We start from the raw sequence: 16,654 nt of genomic DNA, 5'->3' as shown, positions 1-16,654 counted from the left end.
GATCATGTTCTTGACGTAGTCAGCGTGGCCCGGGCAGTCAACGTGGGCGTAGTGACGGATCGGGGATTCGTATTCGACGTGCGCGGTCGAGATCGTGATACCACGAGCCTTTTCTTCCGGCGCGGCGTCGATCGAGGAGTAATCCTTGAACTCGCCACCGAAGCGCTCGGCACCGATCTTGGTCAGTGCGGCGGTCAGCGTGGTCTTGCCGTGATCGACGTGACCGATGGTGCCGACGTTGACGTGCGGCTTGGTGCGCTCGAACTTACCCTTTGCCATTGTTCTATACCTTGATTGTTCGTAAGTGGTTTCAAGAGAGGCTGAGCGAGGCTCAGCCCTTCTTCATGACGGCTTCGGCGATGTTGGTCGGAGCCGGCTCGTAGTGATCGAATTCCATGGTGAAGGTGGCGCGGCCCTGGGTCTGCGAACGCAGCGCAGTGGCGTAGCCGAACATTTCACCCAGCGGGATCATCGCGTTGATGATGCTGGCCGAACCGTCACCGGTGGTGTCGGAACCCTGCAGCACACCGCGACGACGGCTGACGTCGCCCATCACGTCACCCTGGTAATCCTCCGGGGTCACGATCTCGACCTTCATGATCGGCTCCAGCAGCACCGGCTTGGCCTTGGCGAAGCCCTGCTTGAAGGCCATCGACGAAGCCAGCTTGAACGCCATTTCCGAGGAGTCGACGTCGTGGTACGAACCGAACACCAGCTTCACCTTGACGTCCACGACCGGGAAGCCAGCCAGCGGACCGCTGGTGATGGTTTCGCGCAGGCCCTTTTCAACCGACGGAATGAATTCCTTCGGGATCACGCCGCCGGTGATGTCGTTGATGAACAGGAAGTCGTCCTTGATGGCCGGAGCCAGCTTCGGATCGGCACGGTCTTCAGCGGTGATCGGCGACAGCTCGATCACGACGTGACCGTACTGACCCTTACCACCGGACTGCTTGGCGTGCTTGTAGTCCGACTTGACGTCGGCCAGGGTGATGGTTTCGCGGTAGGCCACCTGCGGCGCGCCGACGTTGGCTTCAACGTTGAACTCGCGCTTCAGGCGGTCGACGATGATGTCCAGGTGCAGCTCGCCCATGCCCGAGATGATGGTCTGGCCGGACTCTTCGTCGGTCTTGACGCGGAACGACGGATCTTCCTGCGCCAGACGGCCCAGGGCCAGACCCATCTTTTCCTGGTCCGACTTGGTCTTCGGCTCGACGGCCATCGAGATCACCGGCTCCGGGAACGTCATGCGCTCCAGGATGATCGGCGCGTCCACGGCGCACAGGGTGTCACCGGTGGTGGTGTCCTTCAGGCCCACGGCAGCAGCGATGTCACCAGCCAGAACTTCCTTGATTTCCTCGCGATTGTTCGAGTGCATCTGCAGGATGCGACCGATGCGCTCCTTCTTGCCCTTCACCGAGTTCAGCACGGTGTCGCCACCGTTCAGGGTGCCCGAGTAGACGCGGAAGAAGGTCAGCGCGCCGACGAACGGGTCGGTGATGATCTTGAAGGCCAGCGACGAGAACGGAGCCTTGTCGTCCGACTTGCGGGTCATCTCGACGGTGTCGTCGTCAACGTCCACGCCCTTCACGTCCGGCACGTCGACCGGCGACGGCAGCAGCTGGATCACGCCGTCCAGCATGGCCTGCACGCCCTTGTTCTTGAAGGCCGAGCCGCAGTACATCGGCACGATCTCGGTGGCCAGGGTGCGGGTACGCAGCGCGTTGATGATTTCAGCCTCGGCCAGCTCTTCGCCGCCCAGGTACTTTTCCATCAGCTCTTCGCTGGCTTCGGCAGCGGTCTCGACCATGAACTGGCGAGCCTCTTCGGCAGCCGCCTGCAGATCGGCCGGGATGTCGCTGTATTCGAACTTCATGCCCTGCGAAGCCTCATCCCAATGGATGGCCTTCATCTTCAGCAGGTCGACAACGCCCTTGAAATTGTCTTCAGCGCCGATCGGCAGCTGCATCGGCACGGCGACCGCGCCCAGCTTGGCCTTCAGCTGGCCGACGACCTTCTGGAAGTTGGCACCGGTGCGGTCCATCTTGTTGACGAACGCGATGCGCGGCACGTGGTACTTGTTGGCCTGGCGCCACACGGTTTCCGACTGCGGCTGCACGCCACCGACGGCACACAGGACGAAGACGGCACCGTCGAGCACGCGCAGCGAGCGCTCCACTTCGATGGTGAAGTCGACGTGCCCGGGGGTGTCGATGATGTTGAAGCGGTGCTCCGGCAGGGACTTGTCCATGCCCTTCCAGAACGCGGTGGTGGCAGCGGACTGGATCGTGATGCCACGCTCCTGCTCCTGCTCCATCCAGTCCATGGTGGCGGCGCCGTCGTGCACTTCACCGATCTTGTGGCTCTTGCCGGTGTAGAACAGGATGCGCTCGGACGTGGTGGTCTTGCCGGCATCGATGTGAGCCATGATGCCGAAGTTACGGTAACGCTCGATGGGAGTGGAACGGGCCACGGGAGCCTCTCAGATTTCTTGGATTTCGGATGGCCGAACGCCGCCTTTCGGCGGCCTTCGGATTGGCGCAGCCCTTCTGGGACCGCGAGGCAGCACGCACCGAAGTGGTGCTGCCCTGCCTGTTTTACAAGGCCGTCAAACTCACCAGCGGTAGTGGGCGAATGCCTTGTTGGCTTCGGCCATGCGGTGGGTTTCTTCGCGCTTCTTGATGGCGCCGCCACGGTTTTCCGAGGCGTCGATCAGTTCAGCAGCCAGCTTCTTCGGCATGGTGTTCTCACCACGCTTGCGCGCGGAGTCGATCAGCCAGCGCATGGCCAGGGCCATCTTGCGCGACGAACGCACTTCGACCGGCACCTGGTAGGTGGCACCACCGACGCGACGCGACTTGACTTCGACCGCCGGAGCGACGTTGTCCAGAGCCTTCTGCACCAGTTCAATGGCGTTGGCGCTGCTGTTCTTCTCGGTGATCACGTCCATGGCGCCGTACACGATCTTTTCGGCGACGGACTTCTTGCCGCTCTGCATGACCATGTTGATGAAGCGGGCGATGGTTTCGCTTCCGTGCTTCGGATCGGGCAGGACGGAACGCTGCGGAGTATTACCCTTACGCGACATAGTGCTCTCTCCTTATGCCTTCGGACGCTTGGCGCCGTACTTGGAACGGGCCTGGCGACGCTTGGCAACGCCGGCGGCGTCGAGCGAGCCACGAACGGTGTGGTAACGCACACCCGGCAGGTCCTTGACGCGACCGCCGCGGATCAGGACCACGGAGTGCTCCTGCAGGTTGTGGCCTTCACCACCGATGTAGGAAATCACTTCTTCCTGGTTGGTCAGGCGGACCTTGGCAACCTTGCGCAGAGCCGAGTTCGGCTTCTTCGGAGTGGTGGTGTAGACACGGGTGCAGACGCCACGGCGCTGCGGGCACTTGTCGAGCGCCGGCGAGGCACTCTTGTAGGTGGTCGCTTGCCGCGGCTTGCGGACCAGCTGGTTGATCGTCGCCATCAGTAGGTTCTTCTGATTGGTGGCCGGAAAATCCGACCAGAGATGCGGAAATGTTAAAGCAGGCCGAAATTCTGGCCTGCTGAGACAGACGATTGTAGCAACCTGCCAGGAAAGCAGTCAAACGCCTCCTGTCAAGCCCGTCCCTGATCCCGGGACGTTACTGGGGGGCCTCCATGTACCCCGTTCAGGTTGACAGGGTCGATCGCGGACGATCTCCCCTGCCCTTTCCCAATCCCATCGATGGACCGATGGGGTGGTCCGGCCTTGCGGCCGGACCGGCTACCTCATTCTTCGCCCAACGCCTGTTCAGCTTCGGCTTCAACCACCGGCGCCTCGACCGCGACCGGGGTACCGGCCAGGGTCTGCATTTCCGACTCGGTGAGACCGGAAGCGCCGCGACGGCGGTTGCTGTGGTACGCCAGGCCGGTACCGGCCGGAATCAGGCGACCCACGATGACGTTTTCCTTCAGGCCACGCAGGTTGTCCGAGGTGCCGCGGACGGCCGCTTCGGTCAGCACGCGGGTGGTTTCCTGGAACGAAGCGGCCGAGATGAACGATTCGGTCGCCAGCGACGCCTTGGTGATACCCAGCAGGACCGGATCGAAGTGCGCCGGCAGCTCGTTGCGGGCCGACAGGCGCGCATTTTCCTCGATAACGCGCTGACGCTCCACCTGTTCGCCGTTCAGGAACTTGCTGCTGCCCTGATCGGTGATCTCGACCTTGCGCAGCATCTGGCGGGTGATCACCTCGATGTGCTTGTCGTTGATCTTCACGCCCTGCAGGCGGTACACGTCCTGGATTTCCTTCACCAGGTAGGCCGCCAGCGGCTCGACGCCCAGCAGGCGCAGGATGTCCTGCGGGCTCGGCTCGCCGTCCACGATGGTTTCACCCTTGGTGACATGCTCGCCTTCGAACACGATGACCTGGCGGTACTTCGGGATCAGCTCTTCGTGCTCCGAACCATCGGTGTCCTTGATGATCAGGCGCTGCTTGCCCTTGGTGTCCTTACCGAAGCTGATGATGCCCGAACGCTCGGCCAGCACCGCCGGATCCTTCGGCTTGCGCGCTTCGAACAGGTCGGCCACGCGCGGCAGACCACCGGTGATGTCGCGGGTCTTCGACGCTTCCTGCGGGATCTTGGCGACGACGTCGCCCACGCCCACCGGGGCGCCGTCCTGCAGGTTGACGATCGAACGCGGCGGCAGCAGGTACTGCGCCGGCAGGTCGGTGCCCGGAATCGACAGGTCGTTGCCCTTGGCGTCGACGATGCGCACGATCGGGCGCAGGTCCTTGGCCTGGGTACCACGACGCTTCGGATCGGTGATTTCGCGCGAAGCCAGGCCGGTCAGCTCGTCGGTCTTCTCGATGACGGTGATGCCATCAACGAAGTCGATGAAGCGGATGAAGCCGGCCACTTCCGACACGATCGGGTGGTTATGCGGATCCCAGTTGGCCACGGTCTGGCCAGCCTTGATCGCATCACCGTCCTTGGACGTGATGGTCGCACCGTACGGCAGCTTGTAACGCTCACGCTCACGGCCGTGGGCATCGAGCACCGAGATTTCGCCCGAGCGCGACACTGCGACCAGCGAGCCGTTGGCATGCTCGACCGACTTGAGGTTGCTGAACTTGACCGAGCCGGTGGTCTTGACGGTGATGTTGTCGACCGCTGCAGCTCGCGACGCCGCACCACCGATGTGGAACGTACGCATGGTCAGCTGGGTACCCGGCTCACCGATGGACTGCGCGGCGATGACGCCGACTGCTTCACCGATGTTGACCAGGTGGCCACGGGCCAGGTCGCGGCCGTAGCAGCGCGAGCAGACACCGAACGCCGATTCGCAGGAGATGGTCGAGCGGACCTTGATGGTCTGCACGCCGGCATCTTCCAGCTTGGCGACCCAGGCTTCGTCGAGCAGGGTGTTGCGGGTGACGATCGGATCCTCGTCGTTGCCCGGCAGGAACACGTCCTCGGCAACCACGCGACCCAGCACGCGGTCCTTCAGCGGCTCGACCACGTCGCCGCCTTCCACGATCGGGGTCATGATCAGGCCTTCGGTGGTACCGCAATCCACCTCGGTGATCACCACGTCCTGCGCGACGTCGACCAGACGACGGGTCAGGTAACCCGAGTTCGCGGTCTTCAGCGCGGTATCGGCCAGACCCTTACGGGCACCGTGGGTGGAGTTGAAGTACTCCTGCACGTTCAGGCCTTCGCGGAAGTTCGCCTTGATGGGCGTCTCGATGATCGAGCCGTCCGGGCGGGCCATCAGGCCGCGCATGCCGGCCAGCTGACGGATCTGCGCCTGCGAACCACGCGCACCGGAGTCGGCCATGATGTACAGCGAGTTCATCGACTTCTGGTCGATGGTCTCGCCCTTGGCATTGACCACCTTCTCGGTACCGATGGTGTCCATCATCGCCTTGGCGATGCGCTCGTTGGTGCGCGACCAGATGTCGACCACCTTGTTGTAGCGCTCGCCGGCGGTGACCAGGCCTGACTGGTACTGCTCCTGGATTTCCAGCACTTCGGCTTCGGCCTCGGTGAGGATGCCCTTCTTCTCGTCCGGGATCAGCATGTCGTCGATGCCGATCGAGACGCCGGCGCGGGTCGCGTAGGCGAAGCCGGTGTACATCAGCTTGTCGGCGAACACGACCGTGTCCTTCAGGCCCAGCTGGCGGTAGCTGGAGTTGATCAGGCGGCTGATGTTCTTCTTGGTCAGCTCGGTGTTGGCCAGCGCGAACGGCAGGCCTTCCGGCAGGATTTCAGCCAGCAGGGCGCGACCGATCGTGGTGTCCACGATCGAGGTCTTGTTCTGCTTGTTGCCGTCTTCGTCGGTCACCACCTCGGTGATGCGGACCTTGACCTTGGCGTGCAGTTCCACCACGCGGTTGTCGTAGGCACGCTTCACTTCGGCGATGTTGGCGAAGGCCATGCCCTCGCCCTTCTTGTTTTCCAGCGAGCGGGTCATGTAGTACAGACCCAGCACGACGTCCTGCGACGGCACGATGATCGGCTCGCCGTTGGCCGGCGACAGGATGTTGTTGGTCGACATCATCAGCGCACGCGCTTCCAGCTGGGCTTCCAGCGAGAGCGGCACGTGGACGGCCATCTGGTCACCGTCGAAGTCGGCGTTGAACGCGGTGCAGACCAGCGGGTGCAGCTGGATGGCCTTGCCTTCGATCAGCACCGGCTCGAACGCCTGGATGCCCAGACGGTGCAGGGTCGGCGCACGGTTCAGCATCACCGGATGCTCGCGGATGACCTCTTCCAGGATGTCCCAGACTTCGGCTTCTTCGCGCTCGACCAGCTTCTTGGCGGCCTTGATGGTGGTGGCCAGGCCACGACGCTGCAGCTTGGCGAAGACGAACGGCTTGAACAGCTCCAGCGCCATCTTCTTCGGCAGGCCGCACTGGTGCAGGCGCAGGTACGGACCGACCACGATGACCGAACGGCCCGAGTAGTCGACGCGCTTGCCGAGCAGGTTCTGGCGGAAGCGACCCTGCTTGCCCTTGATCATGTCGGCCAGCGACTTCAGCGGGCGCTTGTTGGTGCCGGTGATGGCACGGCCGCGACGGCCGTTGTCCAGCAGCGCATCGACCGATTCCTGCAGCATGCGCTTTTCATTGCGCACGATGATGTCCGGCGCGCTCAGCTCGAGCAGGCGGCGCAGGCGGTTGTTGCGGTTGATGACGCGGCGGTACAGGTCGTTCAGGTCGGAGGTCGCGAAGCGGCCGCCATCCAGCGGGACCAGCGGGCGCAGGTCCGGCGGCAGCACCGGCAGCACGGTCATGACCATCCATTCCGGACGGTTGCCCGATTCCAGGAAGGCCTCGATCAGCTTGATGCGCTTGGTGAGGCGCTTGAGCTTGGTTTCCGAGCCGGTAGCGGCGATTTCCTCGCGCAGGCGGGTCATTTCCGACTGCAGGTCGATCGTGCGCAGCAGTTCGTACACGGCCTCGGCGCCCATGGCGGCGTCGAAGTCGTCACCGTGCTCCTGGCGGGCCTGCAGGTACTGTTCTTCGGTCAGCAGCTGGCGGCGCTCCAGGGCGGTCAGGCCCGGCTCGGTCACCACGTACGCTTCGAAGTACAGCACGCGCTCGATATCGCGCAGGGTCATGTCCAGCATCAGGCCGATGCGCGACGGCAGCGACTTCAGGAACCAGATGTGCGCGACCGGCGACGCCAGGTCGATGTGGCCCATGCGCTCACGGCGCACCTTGGCCAGGGTCACTTCGGTGCCGCACTTTTCGCAGACCACGCCGCGGTGCTTCATGCGCTTGTACTTGCCGCACAGGCACTCGTAGTCCTTCACCGGGCCGAAGATGGCGGCGCAGAACAGGCCGTCGCGTTCCGGCTTGAAGGTACGGTAATTGATGGTTTCCGGCTTCTTCACTTCGCCGAAGGACCACGAACGGATCAGGTCCGGCGAGGCCAGCGCGATCTTGATCGCGTCGAAGTCCAGCGTCTGGCGCTGCTGGTTGAAGAGGTTGAGCAGGTCTTTCATGGTGTTCTCCAGAAGGAGGAATGCTGTGTCGATGGGCTTTCAGTTGACTGCCAGCGGCGCGGCGGCGGAGGCCGCCGCGCCGGCATGGATCAGTTGTCTTCCAGTTCCATGTTGATGGCCAGCGAGCGGATTTCCTTCACGAGCACGTTGAAGGATTCCGGCATGCCCGCGACCATCTCGTGCTCACCGTCGACAATGTTCTTGTACATCTGGTTGCGGCCCTGCACGTCATCGGACTTCACCGTCAGCATTTCCTGCAGGGTGTAGGCCGCGCCGTAGGCTTCCAGCGCCCAGACTTCCATTTCACCGAAGCGCTGGCCGCCGAACTGCGCCTTGCCGCCCAGCGGCTGCTGGGTGACGAGCGAGTACGGACCGGTCGAACGGGCGTGCATCTTGTCGTCGACCAGGTGGTTCAGCTTCAGGTAGTGCATGTAGCCAACGGTGGTGTGGCGATCGAAGGCTTCACCGGTGCGGCCGTCGTACAGCTGGGTCTGGCCGCTGCTCGGCAGGTCGGCCAGTTCCAGCATGCGCTTGATTTCCGCTTCGGTGGCGCCGTCGAACACCGGGGTAGCCATCGGCACGCCGTCGGTCAGGTTGCGGGCCAGGCGCAGCAGTTCCTCGTCGCTGAACTGCGACAGGTCGACACGGTTGGCCACGTTGGTGTCGTCGTGGTTGTAGATGTCGTCCAGGAACTTGCGCAGGTCGGCGACCGCCGCCTGGGCTTCCATCATCGCCTGGATCTTGCGACCCAGACCCTTGGCGGCCCAGCCCAGGTGCACTTCCAGGATCTGGCCGATGTTCATGCGCGACGGCACGCCCAGCGGGTTCAGCACGATGTCCACGGTTTCGCCCGAGGCCATGTACGGCATGTCCTCGACCGGCACCACGTTGGACACCACACCCTTGTTGCCGTGGCGGCCAGCCATCTTGTCGCCCGGCTGGATGCGGCGCTTCACGGCCAGGAACACCTTGACCATCTTCAGAACGCCCGGAGCGAGGTCGTCACCGGCGGTGATCTTGCCGCGCTTGTCGGCGAAGCGACGCTCGAACTCCTTCTCGTGCGCCTGGATCTGCTTCTGCGCGCGCTCGATGGCTTCCGAAGCGTCCTCGTCCTTCATGCGCAGGGCGAACCAGTCAGCCTTCTTCAGGCCGTCCAGGAAGGCGTCGGTGATCACGTCACCCTTCTTCAGGCCAGCGCCACCGTTGACCACCTTGCCCACGATCTGCGAACGCAGACGCATGTAGATGGCGGCTTCCAGGATGCGGAACTGGTCGTCGAAGTCCTTCTTGACGCGCTTGATTTCAGACTCTTCGATCTGGCGGGCGCGCTTGTCCTTCTCGATGCCGTCGCGGGTGAAGACCTGCACGTCGATGACGGTGCCGTCCATGCCCGGCGGAACGCGCAGCGAGCTGTCCTTCACGTCCGAAGCCTTCTCGCCGAAGATCGCGCGCAGCAGCTTCTCTTCCGGGGTCAGCTGGCTTTCGCCCTTCGGGGTGACCTTGCCGACCAGGATGTCGCCGGCACGGACTTCCGCGCCGATGTACACCACGCCGCTCTCGTCCAGGCGGTTCAGCGCCTGCTCGGAGACGTTCGGGATGTCGGCGGAGATTTCCTCCGGCCCCAGCTTGGTGTCACGCGCGACGCAGGTCAGCTCTTCGATGTGGATCGTGGTGTAACGATCCTCTTCCACCACGCGCTCGGAGAGCAGGATGGAGTCTTCGAAGTTGTAGCCGTTCCACGGCATGAACGCGATCAGCATGTTCTGGCCGAGGGCCAGTTCGCCGATGTCGGTGGACGGACCGTCGGCCAGCACGTCGCCGCGGGCGATGACGTCACCGACCTGGACCAGCGGGCGCTGGTTGATGCAGGTGTTCTGGTTCGAACGGGTGTACTTGACCAGGTTGTAGATGTCCACGCCTGCGTCGGTGGCGCCAACGATCTCTTCCTCGTTGACCTTGACCACGATGCGGGCCGCGTCGATCTGCACGATCTCGCCACCACGACGGGCGTTCACGGTCACGCCCGAGTCGCGCGCCACGGCGCGCTCGATGCCGGTACCCACCAGCGGCTTCTGCGCACGCAGGGTCGGCACGGCCTGACGCTGCATGTTGGCACCCATCAGTGCGCGGTTGGCGTCATCGTGCTCCAGGAACGGAACCAGCGCGGCCGCGATCGACACGGTCTGCATCGGCGAGACGTCCATGAAGTGGACTTCCGCCGGCGGCTTCAGCAGCGATTCGCCCTGGAAGCGGCACGGAACGAACTGCTCGGTCAGCACGCTGTCGGCATTGGTCAGGGCGTTGGCCTGCGCAATGACGTACTCGTTTTCTTCGATCGCCGACAGGAACTCGACTTCGTCATAGACCTTGCCGTCCACGACCTTGCGGTACGGGGTCTCGAGGAAACCGTACTGGTTGGTGCGGGCGTACACGGCCAGCGAGTTGATCAGGCCGATGTTCGGGCCTTCCGGAGTTTCGATGGTGCAGACGCGGCCGTAATGGGTCGGGTGCACGTCGCGCACTTCGAAGCCGGCGCGCTCACGGGTCAGACCGCCCGGGCCCAGGGCCGAGACGCGACGCTTGTGAGTCACTTCCGACAGCGGGTTGTTCTGGTCCATGAACTGCGACAGCTGCGAGGAGCCGAAGAACTCCTTGATGGCAGCGGCGACCGGCTTGGCGTTGATCAGTTCCTGCGGGGTCAGGCCTTCCGACTCGGCCATCGACAGGCGCTCCTTGACCGCGCGCTCGACGCGGACCAGGCCGACGCGGAACACGTTCTCGGCCATTTCACCGACCGAACGCACGCGACGGTTGCCCAGGTGATCGATGTCATCGACCACGCCGCGACCGTTGCGGATCTCGGTCAGGACCTTGATCACGTCCAGGATGTCGGAGCTGTCGCCGTGGGCAGCGACCAGGCGCTTGGACTCTTCGTCGTTGCGCTCACCGAAGTACTTGCTGTCGTACAGCACGGCTTCGCCGGTGGTTTCCTTGCGGCCCACGCGACGGTTGAACTTCATGCGGCCGACCGCGGACAGGTCGTAGCGCTCGAAGGTGAAGAACAGGTTGTGGAACAGGTTCTGCGCGGCATCCTTGGTCGGCGGCTCGCCCGGACGCATCATGCGGTAGATCTCGACCAGGGCTTCCAGCTGGGTCTTGGTCGGATCGATGCGCAGGGTGTTGGACAGGTACGGGCCACGATCCAGGTCGTTCACCCACAGGGTGCCGACCGCATCGACGCCGGCCTTGCGGAAGGCCTGCAGCTGCTCGTCGGTGATCTCGTCGTTGGCCTGGGCCAGCAGTTCGCCGGTCGAGGCATCGACCACGTCGTGCGACAGGATGCGGCCGACGATGTAGTCGTCCGGCACGGCCAGGGCGGCGATGCCCGAGGCTTCCAGCTGCTTGATGTGGCGCGCGGTGATGCGCTTGCCGGCTTCCACGATGACCTTGTCGCCGTCGGCGAGGTCGAAGCCCAGGGTTTCGCCACGCAGGCGCTCCGGCACCAGCTCCAGCTGGACGCCTTCATCCGGGTTGATGTGGAAGGTGTTGATCTCGAAGAACTCGGCCAGCATCTCTTCGTTGCTGTAGCCGAGCGCGCGCAGCAGGATCGACACCGGCAGCTTGCGGCGACGGTCGATACGGGTGAACAGCGCGTCCTTCGGGTCGAACTCGAAGTCCAGCCAGGAGCCGCGGTAAGGAATGATGCGGGCGCTGTACAGCAGCTTGCCCGAGCTGTGGGTCTTGCCACGGTCGTGGTCGAAGAACACGCCCGGCGAGCGGTGCAGCTGCGAGACGATGACGCGCTCGGTGCCGTTGACGATGAAGGTGCCGTTCTCGGTCATCAGCGGGATTTCGCCCAGATAGACCTCCTGCTCCTTCACGTACTTGATGGCCTTGGTCGACGACTCACGGTCGTAGATCACCAGGCGCACGGTCACGCGCAGCGGGGCGCCGTAGCTCATGCCGCGCTGGCGGCACTCACGCTCGTCGAAGACCGGTTCGCCCAGCTTGTAGCCGACGTATTCCAGGGCAGCATTGCCGCTGTAGCTGGCGATCGGGAAGACCGACTTCAGCGCAGCGTGCAGGCCGTGGTCCGTGCGCTTGGCCGGATCGACGTTTTCCTGCAGGAATTCACGATAGGAATCCACCTGGATGGCGAGCAGGAACGGCACTTCGAGAATCGAGCGCTGCTTGCCGAAATCCTTGCGGATACGCTTTTTTTCGGTGAACGAATAGGACGTCATGAGGTCTTCCACCTTGTTGTGCGGATCGTGCGCCCACGATCCGAAGGGAACTTGAAATTGTCAGTTGGAAGTCGCTGGTATTGCCGGCACCAGCACGCCTTCTCCCGCTACTTCCAACTGCCAACTCGTCTGCTACCACTCCCCCGCTGCCGCGCCGTGCGCTGGCCTGCCGGGGTTTGACTGCAGCCCGTGTTGGGCTTTTTCCTGCTTTTGAAACAGTCGACTAACAGTCGACCCTACCGGTACCGCAACAACGACCAAAGGCCGGGGGCTTACGCCCCCAGCCTTGGCTGCATCGCCGTGAATCGGTGACGATGCAAGGTAACTGCTTACTTGACTTCGACAGTCGCGCCAGCAGCTTCCAGGTCCTTCTTCATCTTCTCGGCGTCTTCCTTCGAAGCGCCTTCCTTCAGGACGCCACCGGCTTCGGCCAGGTCCTTCGCTTCCTTCAGGCCCAGGCCGGTGATGGCGCGGACGGCCTTGATGACCTCGACCTTCTTCTCGCCGGCGGTCTTCAGGGTGACGGTGAACTCGGTCTGCTCTTCAACAGCAGCGGCCGGGCCAGCGGCAGCAGCCACGGCAACCGGAGCAGCGGCGGAGACGCCGAACTTCTCTTCGATGGCCTTGACCAGCTCCATCACTTCCATCAGGGACTTCTCGGCGATGGCGTCGACGATCTGTTCGTTGGTAAGGGACATGATTAATACCTTTGGATGATTTTCTGGGTTGAGGTTCCGTCAGGAACCACGGTAAGTCGAAACTCAGGCGGTCTCGGCGGCCGGCTCGGCAGCGTCGGCGGCGACATCGCCACCCCCCTGCTTCTCGCCAACGGCCTTGATGGCGCGGGCAAACATCGTGACCGGCTCGGTCAGGACGCGGGCCAGCATGGCCAGGGCCTGGTCGCGGGTCGGCAGCGAGGCCAGCACTTCGACGTGGCTTGCCGGGAACACTTCGCCACCGATGGCGACGACCTTAGCCTTCAGCTTGTCGTTGCCCTTGGCGGCTTCCTTGATCAGGCGACCGGCAGCGCCGGGCTCCTCGAGCGAGAACGCGTACAGCAGCGGACCAACCATCTGGTCCTGGGCGACTGCGAACTCGGTGCCTTCAACGGCGCGCGAAGCCAGGGTGTTCTTGACAACCTTCAAGAAAACACCGGTTTCACGAGCCTGCTTGCGCATCGCGGTCATCTGGGCGACCGTGGTGCCAGCGTATTCGGCTGCGATCAAGGAGTGGGCCTTGGCGGCGACGTCTGCCAGCTCGGCGACTACTTCTTGCTTCTGGGACAGATTGAGAGCCATTGCACTCCTCCTATTGAACTCCGCTTACGGCTCCTGCCGTGTGCGGTCCTGTGCGGCATCCGTCCTGGACGCCGGGAACATCGGGATGATGTTCCGGGGGTGGGCCGTTCTAGACCTGGAGTGGGCCAACCTGGGAAACCCAGACGTGCGTGAACCAGAAAAACTCCAGAAGGGCACCATCTACGCAGGGTGATTCCGGGGAATCGATTAAGCGCTCATGACTGCTCCGGCGGCGACTCCTTGCCAGATCGAGCTTCCGTGCCCGTCGCCGGTATTGCCACGACCGCGCCTGCGGTCTTTGACGGCTACCGCAGGCGATGCACTGCCAGCGATGCCTTCAAATGTCACGGTCACGGCACCGAAGGTACCGTGACCGCTTGAAACAATTACTTCAGGGTCAGCGACGACTGGTCGACGGTGACGCCCGGGCCCATCGTCGAGCTGACCGAAACCTTCTGCAGGTAGGTGCCCTTCGAGGTGGCCGGCTTGGCCTTGATCAGGTCCAGCAGCAGCGCGGTCAGGTTCGACTTCAGCGCGTCTTCGGCGAAGTCGGCCTTGCCGATGGTGCAGTGGATGATGCCGGCCTTGTCGGTGCGGTAACGGACCTGACCCGACTTGGCGTTCTTCACGGCTTCACCCGGGTTCGGGGAAACAGTGCCGACCTTCGGGTTCGGCATCAGGCCGCGCGGGCCCAGCACGGTGCCCAGCTTACCGACGACGCGCATGGCGTCCGGGGTCGCGATGACGACGTCATAGTTCAGATCACCGGCCTGCATCTTCTCGGCCAGATCGTCCATACCGACGGCTTCGGCGCCAGCGGCCAGGGCTTCATCAGCCTTGGCACCGGCCGGAGCGAACACGGCGACGCGGACCGACTTGCCGGTACCGGCCGGCAGCACGGTGGAGCCACGGACCTGCTGGTCGGACTTCTTCGCATCGACGCCCAGGCGCACGGCAACGTCGATCGACTCGACGAACTTGGCCTTGGTGGCGGTCTTCAGGATGTTGATCGCGTCCTCGAAGGCGTACGCCTTGCCCGGAACGACGGCGGCCTTGATGGCCTTCTCACGCTTGGTCTGTGCCATCTTATTAACCCTCCACCACGAGGCCCATGGAACGGGCAGAGCCAGCGATGGTACGCACGGCGGCGTCCAGGTCGGCGGCAGTCAGATCCGGTTCCTTCGCCTTGGCGATCTCTTCCAGCTGCTTACGGGTGACCTTGCCGACCTTCTCGGTGTTCGGGCGCTTGGAGCCCGACGAGATGCCAGCGGCCTTCTTCAGCAGGGTGGTAGCCGGGGTGCTCTTGGTGATGAAGGTGAACGTACGGTCCGAGTAGGCCGTAATGATCACCGGAACCGGCAGACCCGGCTCGAGCTTCTGCGTGGCAGCGTTGAACGCCTTGCAGAATTCCATGATGTTCAGACCACGCTGACCCAGCGCAGGACCGACCGGCGGCGAGGGGTTGGCCTGACCGGCCTTCACCTGCAGCTTGATGTAACCGACAACTTTCTTTGCCATGTGAGTGCTCTCCGGGTGCTAGCGCCTTTCGACAACAGGCTCCCCATCGGACCGGGAATCACGCGTCCCGGCATCGCGTTTTGAAATCATGCTGAAGGCCACCTAGCGGCGACCTCGTTCTGCTGGCTTTCCCAGCAGGGAGCCGCGCACTATAACAGGTTTTTTCTTCACATGCCTGAAGCGGCAGGTAAACGAACGAAACCGGGCCAGGCCCGGTTTCTGGTCCGACGCCGAGCCATGCTCGACGCTACAGACAGGTCAGACGGCCTTTTCGACCTGGCCGAACTCGAGCTCGACCGGGGTCGCACGACCGAAGATCAGCACCGAGACGCGCAGACGGCTCTTCTCGTAGTTGACTTCTTCGACGACGCCATTGAAATCATTGAACGGACCGTCGGTGACGCGGACCATCTGGCCCGGCTCGAACAGCACCTTCGGACGCGGCTTCTCGACACCTTCCTGAACGCGGTTCAGGATGGCCTCGGCCTCGGAATCGGCGATCGGCAATGGACGATCGGCAGTACCGCCGATGAAGCCCATCACACGCGGGGTTTCCTTGACCAGGTGCCAGCTTTCGTTGTCGATGCGCGGAATACCGGCTTCTTCGTGGGTCTCGATCTGGACCAGCACGTAACCCGGGAAGAACTTGCGCTCGGAGCGGCGCTTCTGGCCAGCGCGCATCTCGACCACTTCTTCGGTCGGGACCAGGACGTCGCCGAAGCGCTCTTCCATGCCGTCACGGACGATGCGATCGCGCAGGGCCTGCGCCACCGACTTCTCGAAGCCCGAATAGGCGTGAACGACGTACCAACGCTTCATGCAATTCTCCTTAGCGGCTCAGGAACCACTGAGTCAGTTTCTGGATCAGGAAGTCGAAGCCACCCAGCAGCAGGCTGAGGATGAGCACCACGACGATCACGACCCAGGTCATGCGGATGGCTTCCTGGCGCGTCGGCCAGACCACCTTGCGCAGTTCGAAGCGCGACTCGGAGAGGAATTCGCGGGTGTCGCGCCCCTTGCCGGTCAGCATGAACACGCCGATACCGCCAACCAGACCGACCACGACCGCCAACGCACGCACCTGACCCGCCCACGCACCCAGCTGGGCGGCGCGACCGGAGTCGGCGGAGAACCAGAACCAGACGAACAGACCGGCCAGCACCAGCAACGATGCGGCGACATACTTGACGATATCTCCACCATTGGCGGAGTTGTCCTTGGAGTGTTCGATCTTGCTATTCATCCGGCTGTGTCTGCTTTAGCGGCGCAGGCCGCTGGGTAAGGTGGGCAGATGGCACGCCAGGAGGGACTCGAACCCCCAACCTGCGGTTTTGGAGACCGCTGCTCTGCCAATTGAGCTACTGGCGTACGTCGAAAACTTGCCTTCCCTTAGACGGCGAAGGCGGACCGAGGTTCCCGGCCCGCCATTCGCGTAACCGGCGGCGCTATGCAACCACCGGTACTGCAGGCTTACTCGATGATCTTCGAGACCACGCCGGCGCCGACGGTACGGCCGCCTTCGCGGATGGCGAAGCGCAGGCCTTCGTCCATTGCCACCGGGTTGATCAGGGTGACGACCATCTTGACGTTGTCACCCGGCATCACCATTTC

13 protein-coding genes and 1 tRNA gene are annotated in these 16,654 nt (G+C 63.4%); all 14 read right to left on the bottom strand.

From position 1 onward, the window contains the following. The coding region (locus tag AC5P98_RS21790; protein WP_308307142.1) for a GTP-binding protein at positions 1-279 on the bottom strand (279 nt) is incomplete at its 3' end. 52 nt (positions 280-331) lie between these two features. Then, entirely contained in the window at positions 332-2,473 is a 2,142-nt protein-coding gene (gene fusA / locus AC5P98_RS21785; RefSeq protein ID WP_014646050.1) for an elongation factor G, read from the bottom strand. A gap of 141 nt (positions 2,474-2,614) precedes the next feature. Further along, positions 2,615-3,088 (bottom strand): 30S ribosomal protein S7, encoded by a 474-nt coding sequence (gene rpsG, locus AC5P98_RS21780; protein ID WP_004145321.1) that lies wholly within the window; start codon positions 3,086-3,088, stop codon positions 2,615-2,617. 12 nt (positions 3,089-3,100) lie between these two features. Beyond that, positions 3,101-3,475: a 30S ribosomal protein S12 gene (gene rpsL, locus AC5P98_RS21775; RefSeq protein WP_004145320.1), complete on the bottom strand. Its 375-nt coding sequence runs from the start codon at positions 3,473-3,475 to the stop codon at positions 3,101-3,103. 284 nt (positions 3,476-3,759) lie between these two features. Then, entirely contained in the window at positions 3,760-7,983 is a 4,224-nt protein-coding gene (rpoC, locus tag AC5P98_RS21770) for a DNA-directed RNA polymerase subunit beta' (RefSeq protein WP_049405436.1), read from the bottom strand. A gap of 89 nt (positions 7,984-8,072) precedes the next feature. After that, positions 8,073-12,227 carry a DNA-directed RNA polymerase subunit beta gene (gene rpoB, locus AC5P98_RS21765; RefSeq protein WP_014036099.1) on the bottom strand — a complete coding sequence of 1,385 codons (4,155 nt, stop codon included), beginning with the start codon at positions 12,225-12,227 and terminating at the stop codon, positions 8,073-8,075. Between the two features lie 329 nt (positions 12,228-12,556). Next, positions 12,557-12,925, bottom strand: a complete 369-nt coding sequence (rplL, locus tag AC5P98_RS21760) for a 50S ribosomal protein L7/L12 (RefSeq protein WP_014646047.1) — start codon at positions 12,923-12,925, stop codon at positions 12,557-12,559. A 63-nt stretch (positions 12,926-12,988) separates the two neighbouring features. Next, positions 12,989-13,525 (bottom strand): 50S ribosomal protein L10, encoded by a 537-nt coding sequence (gene rplJ / locus AC5P98_RS21755; RefSeq protein WP_010480377.1) that lies wholly within the window; start codon positions 13,523-13,525, stop codon positions 12,989-12,991. 386 nt (positions 13,526-13,911) lie between these two features. After that, positions 13,912-14,610, bottom strand: a complete 699-nt coding sequence (gene rplA / locus AC5P98_RS21750) for a 50S ribosomal protein L1 (protein ID WP_014646045.1) — start codon at positions 14,608-14,610, stop codon at positions 13,912-13,914. Between the two features lie 4 nt (positions 14,611-14,614). After that, positions 14,615-15,043 (bottom strand): 50S ribosomal protein L11, encoded by a 429-nt coding sequence (gene rplK / locus AC5P98_RS21745; RefSeq protein ID WP_004145248.1) that lies wholly within the window; start codon positions 15,041-15,043, stop codon positions 14,615-14,617. Between the two features lie 258 nt (positions 15,044-15,301). Continuing rightward, a complete protein-coding gene (nusG, locus tag AC5P98_RS21740; protein ID WP_004154362.1) occupies positions 15,302-15,862 on the bottom strand; it encodes a transcription termination/antitermination protein NusG in 561 nt (186 codons plus the stop codon). 10 nt (positions 15,863-15,872) lie between these two features. Then, positions 15,873-16,286: a preprotein translocase subunit SecE gene (gene secE / locus AC5P98_RS21735; protein WP_014646044.1), complete on the bottom strand. Its 414-nt coding sequence runs from the start codon at positions 16,284-16,286 to the stop codon at positions 15,873-15,875. Positions 16,287-16,335: 49 nt separating this feature from the next. Further along, positions 16,336-16,411, bottom strand: a tRNA-Trp gene (locus AC5P98_RS21730). A 102-nt stretch (positions 16,412-16,513) separates the two neighbouring features. Continuing rightward, positions 16,514-16,654 (bottom strand): EF-Tu C-terminal domain-related protein (locus AC5P98_RS21725; RefSeq protein WP_487247787.1); only part of this gene is annotated, 141 nt, incomplete at its 5' end.

The sequence above is a fragment of the Stenotrophomonas sp. YJH_SMC_135 genome, assembly GCF_059372355.1.
This window is presented reverse-complemented; position numbering and strand designations above follow the sequence as displayed.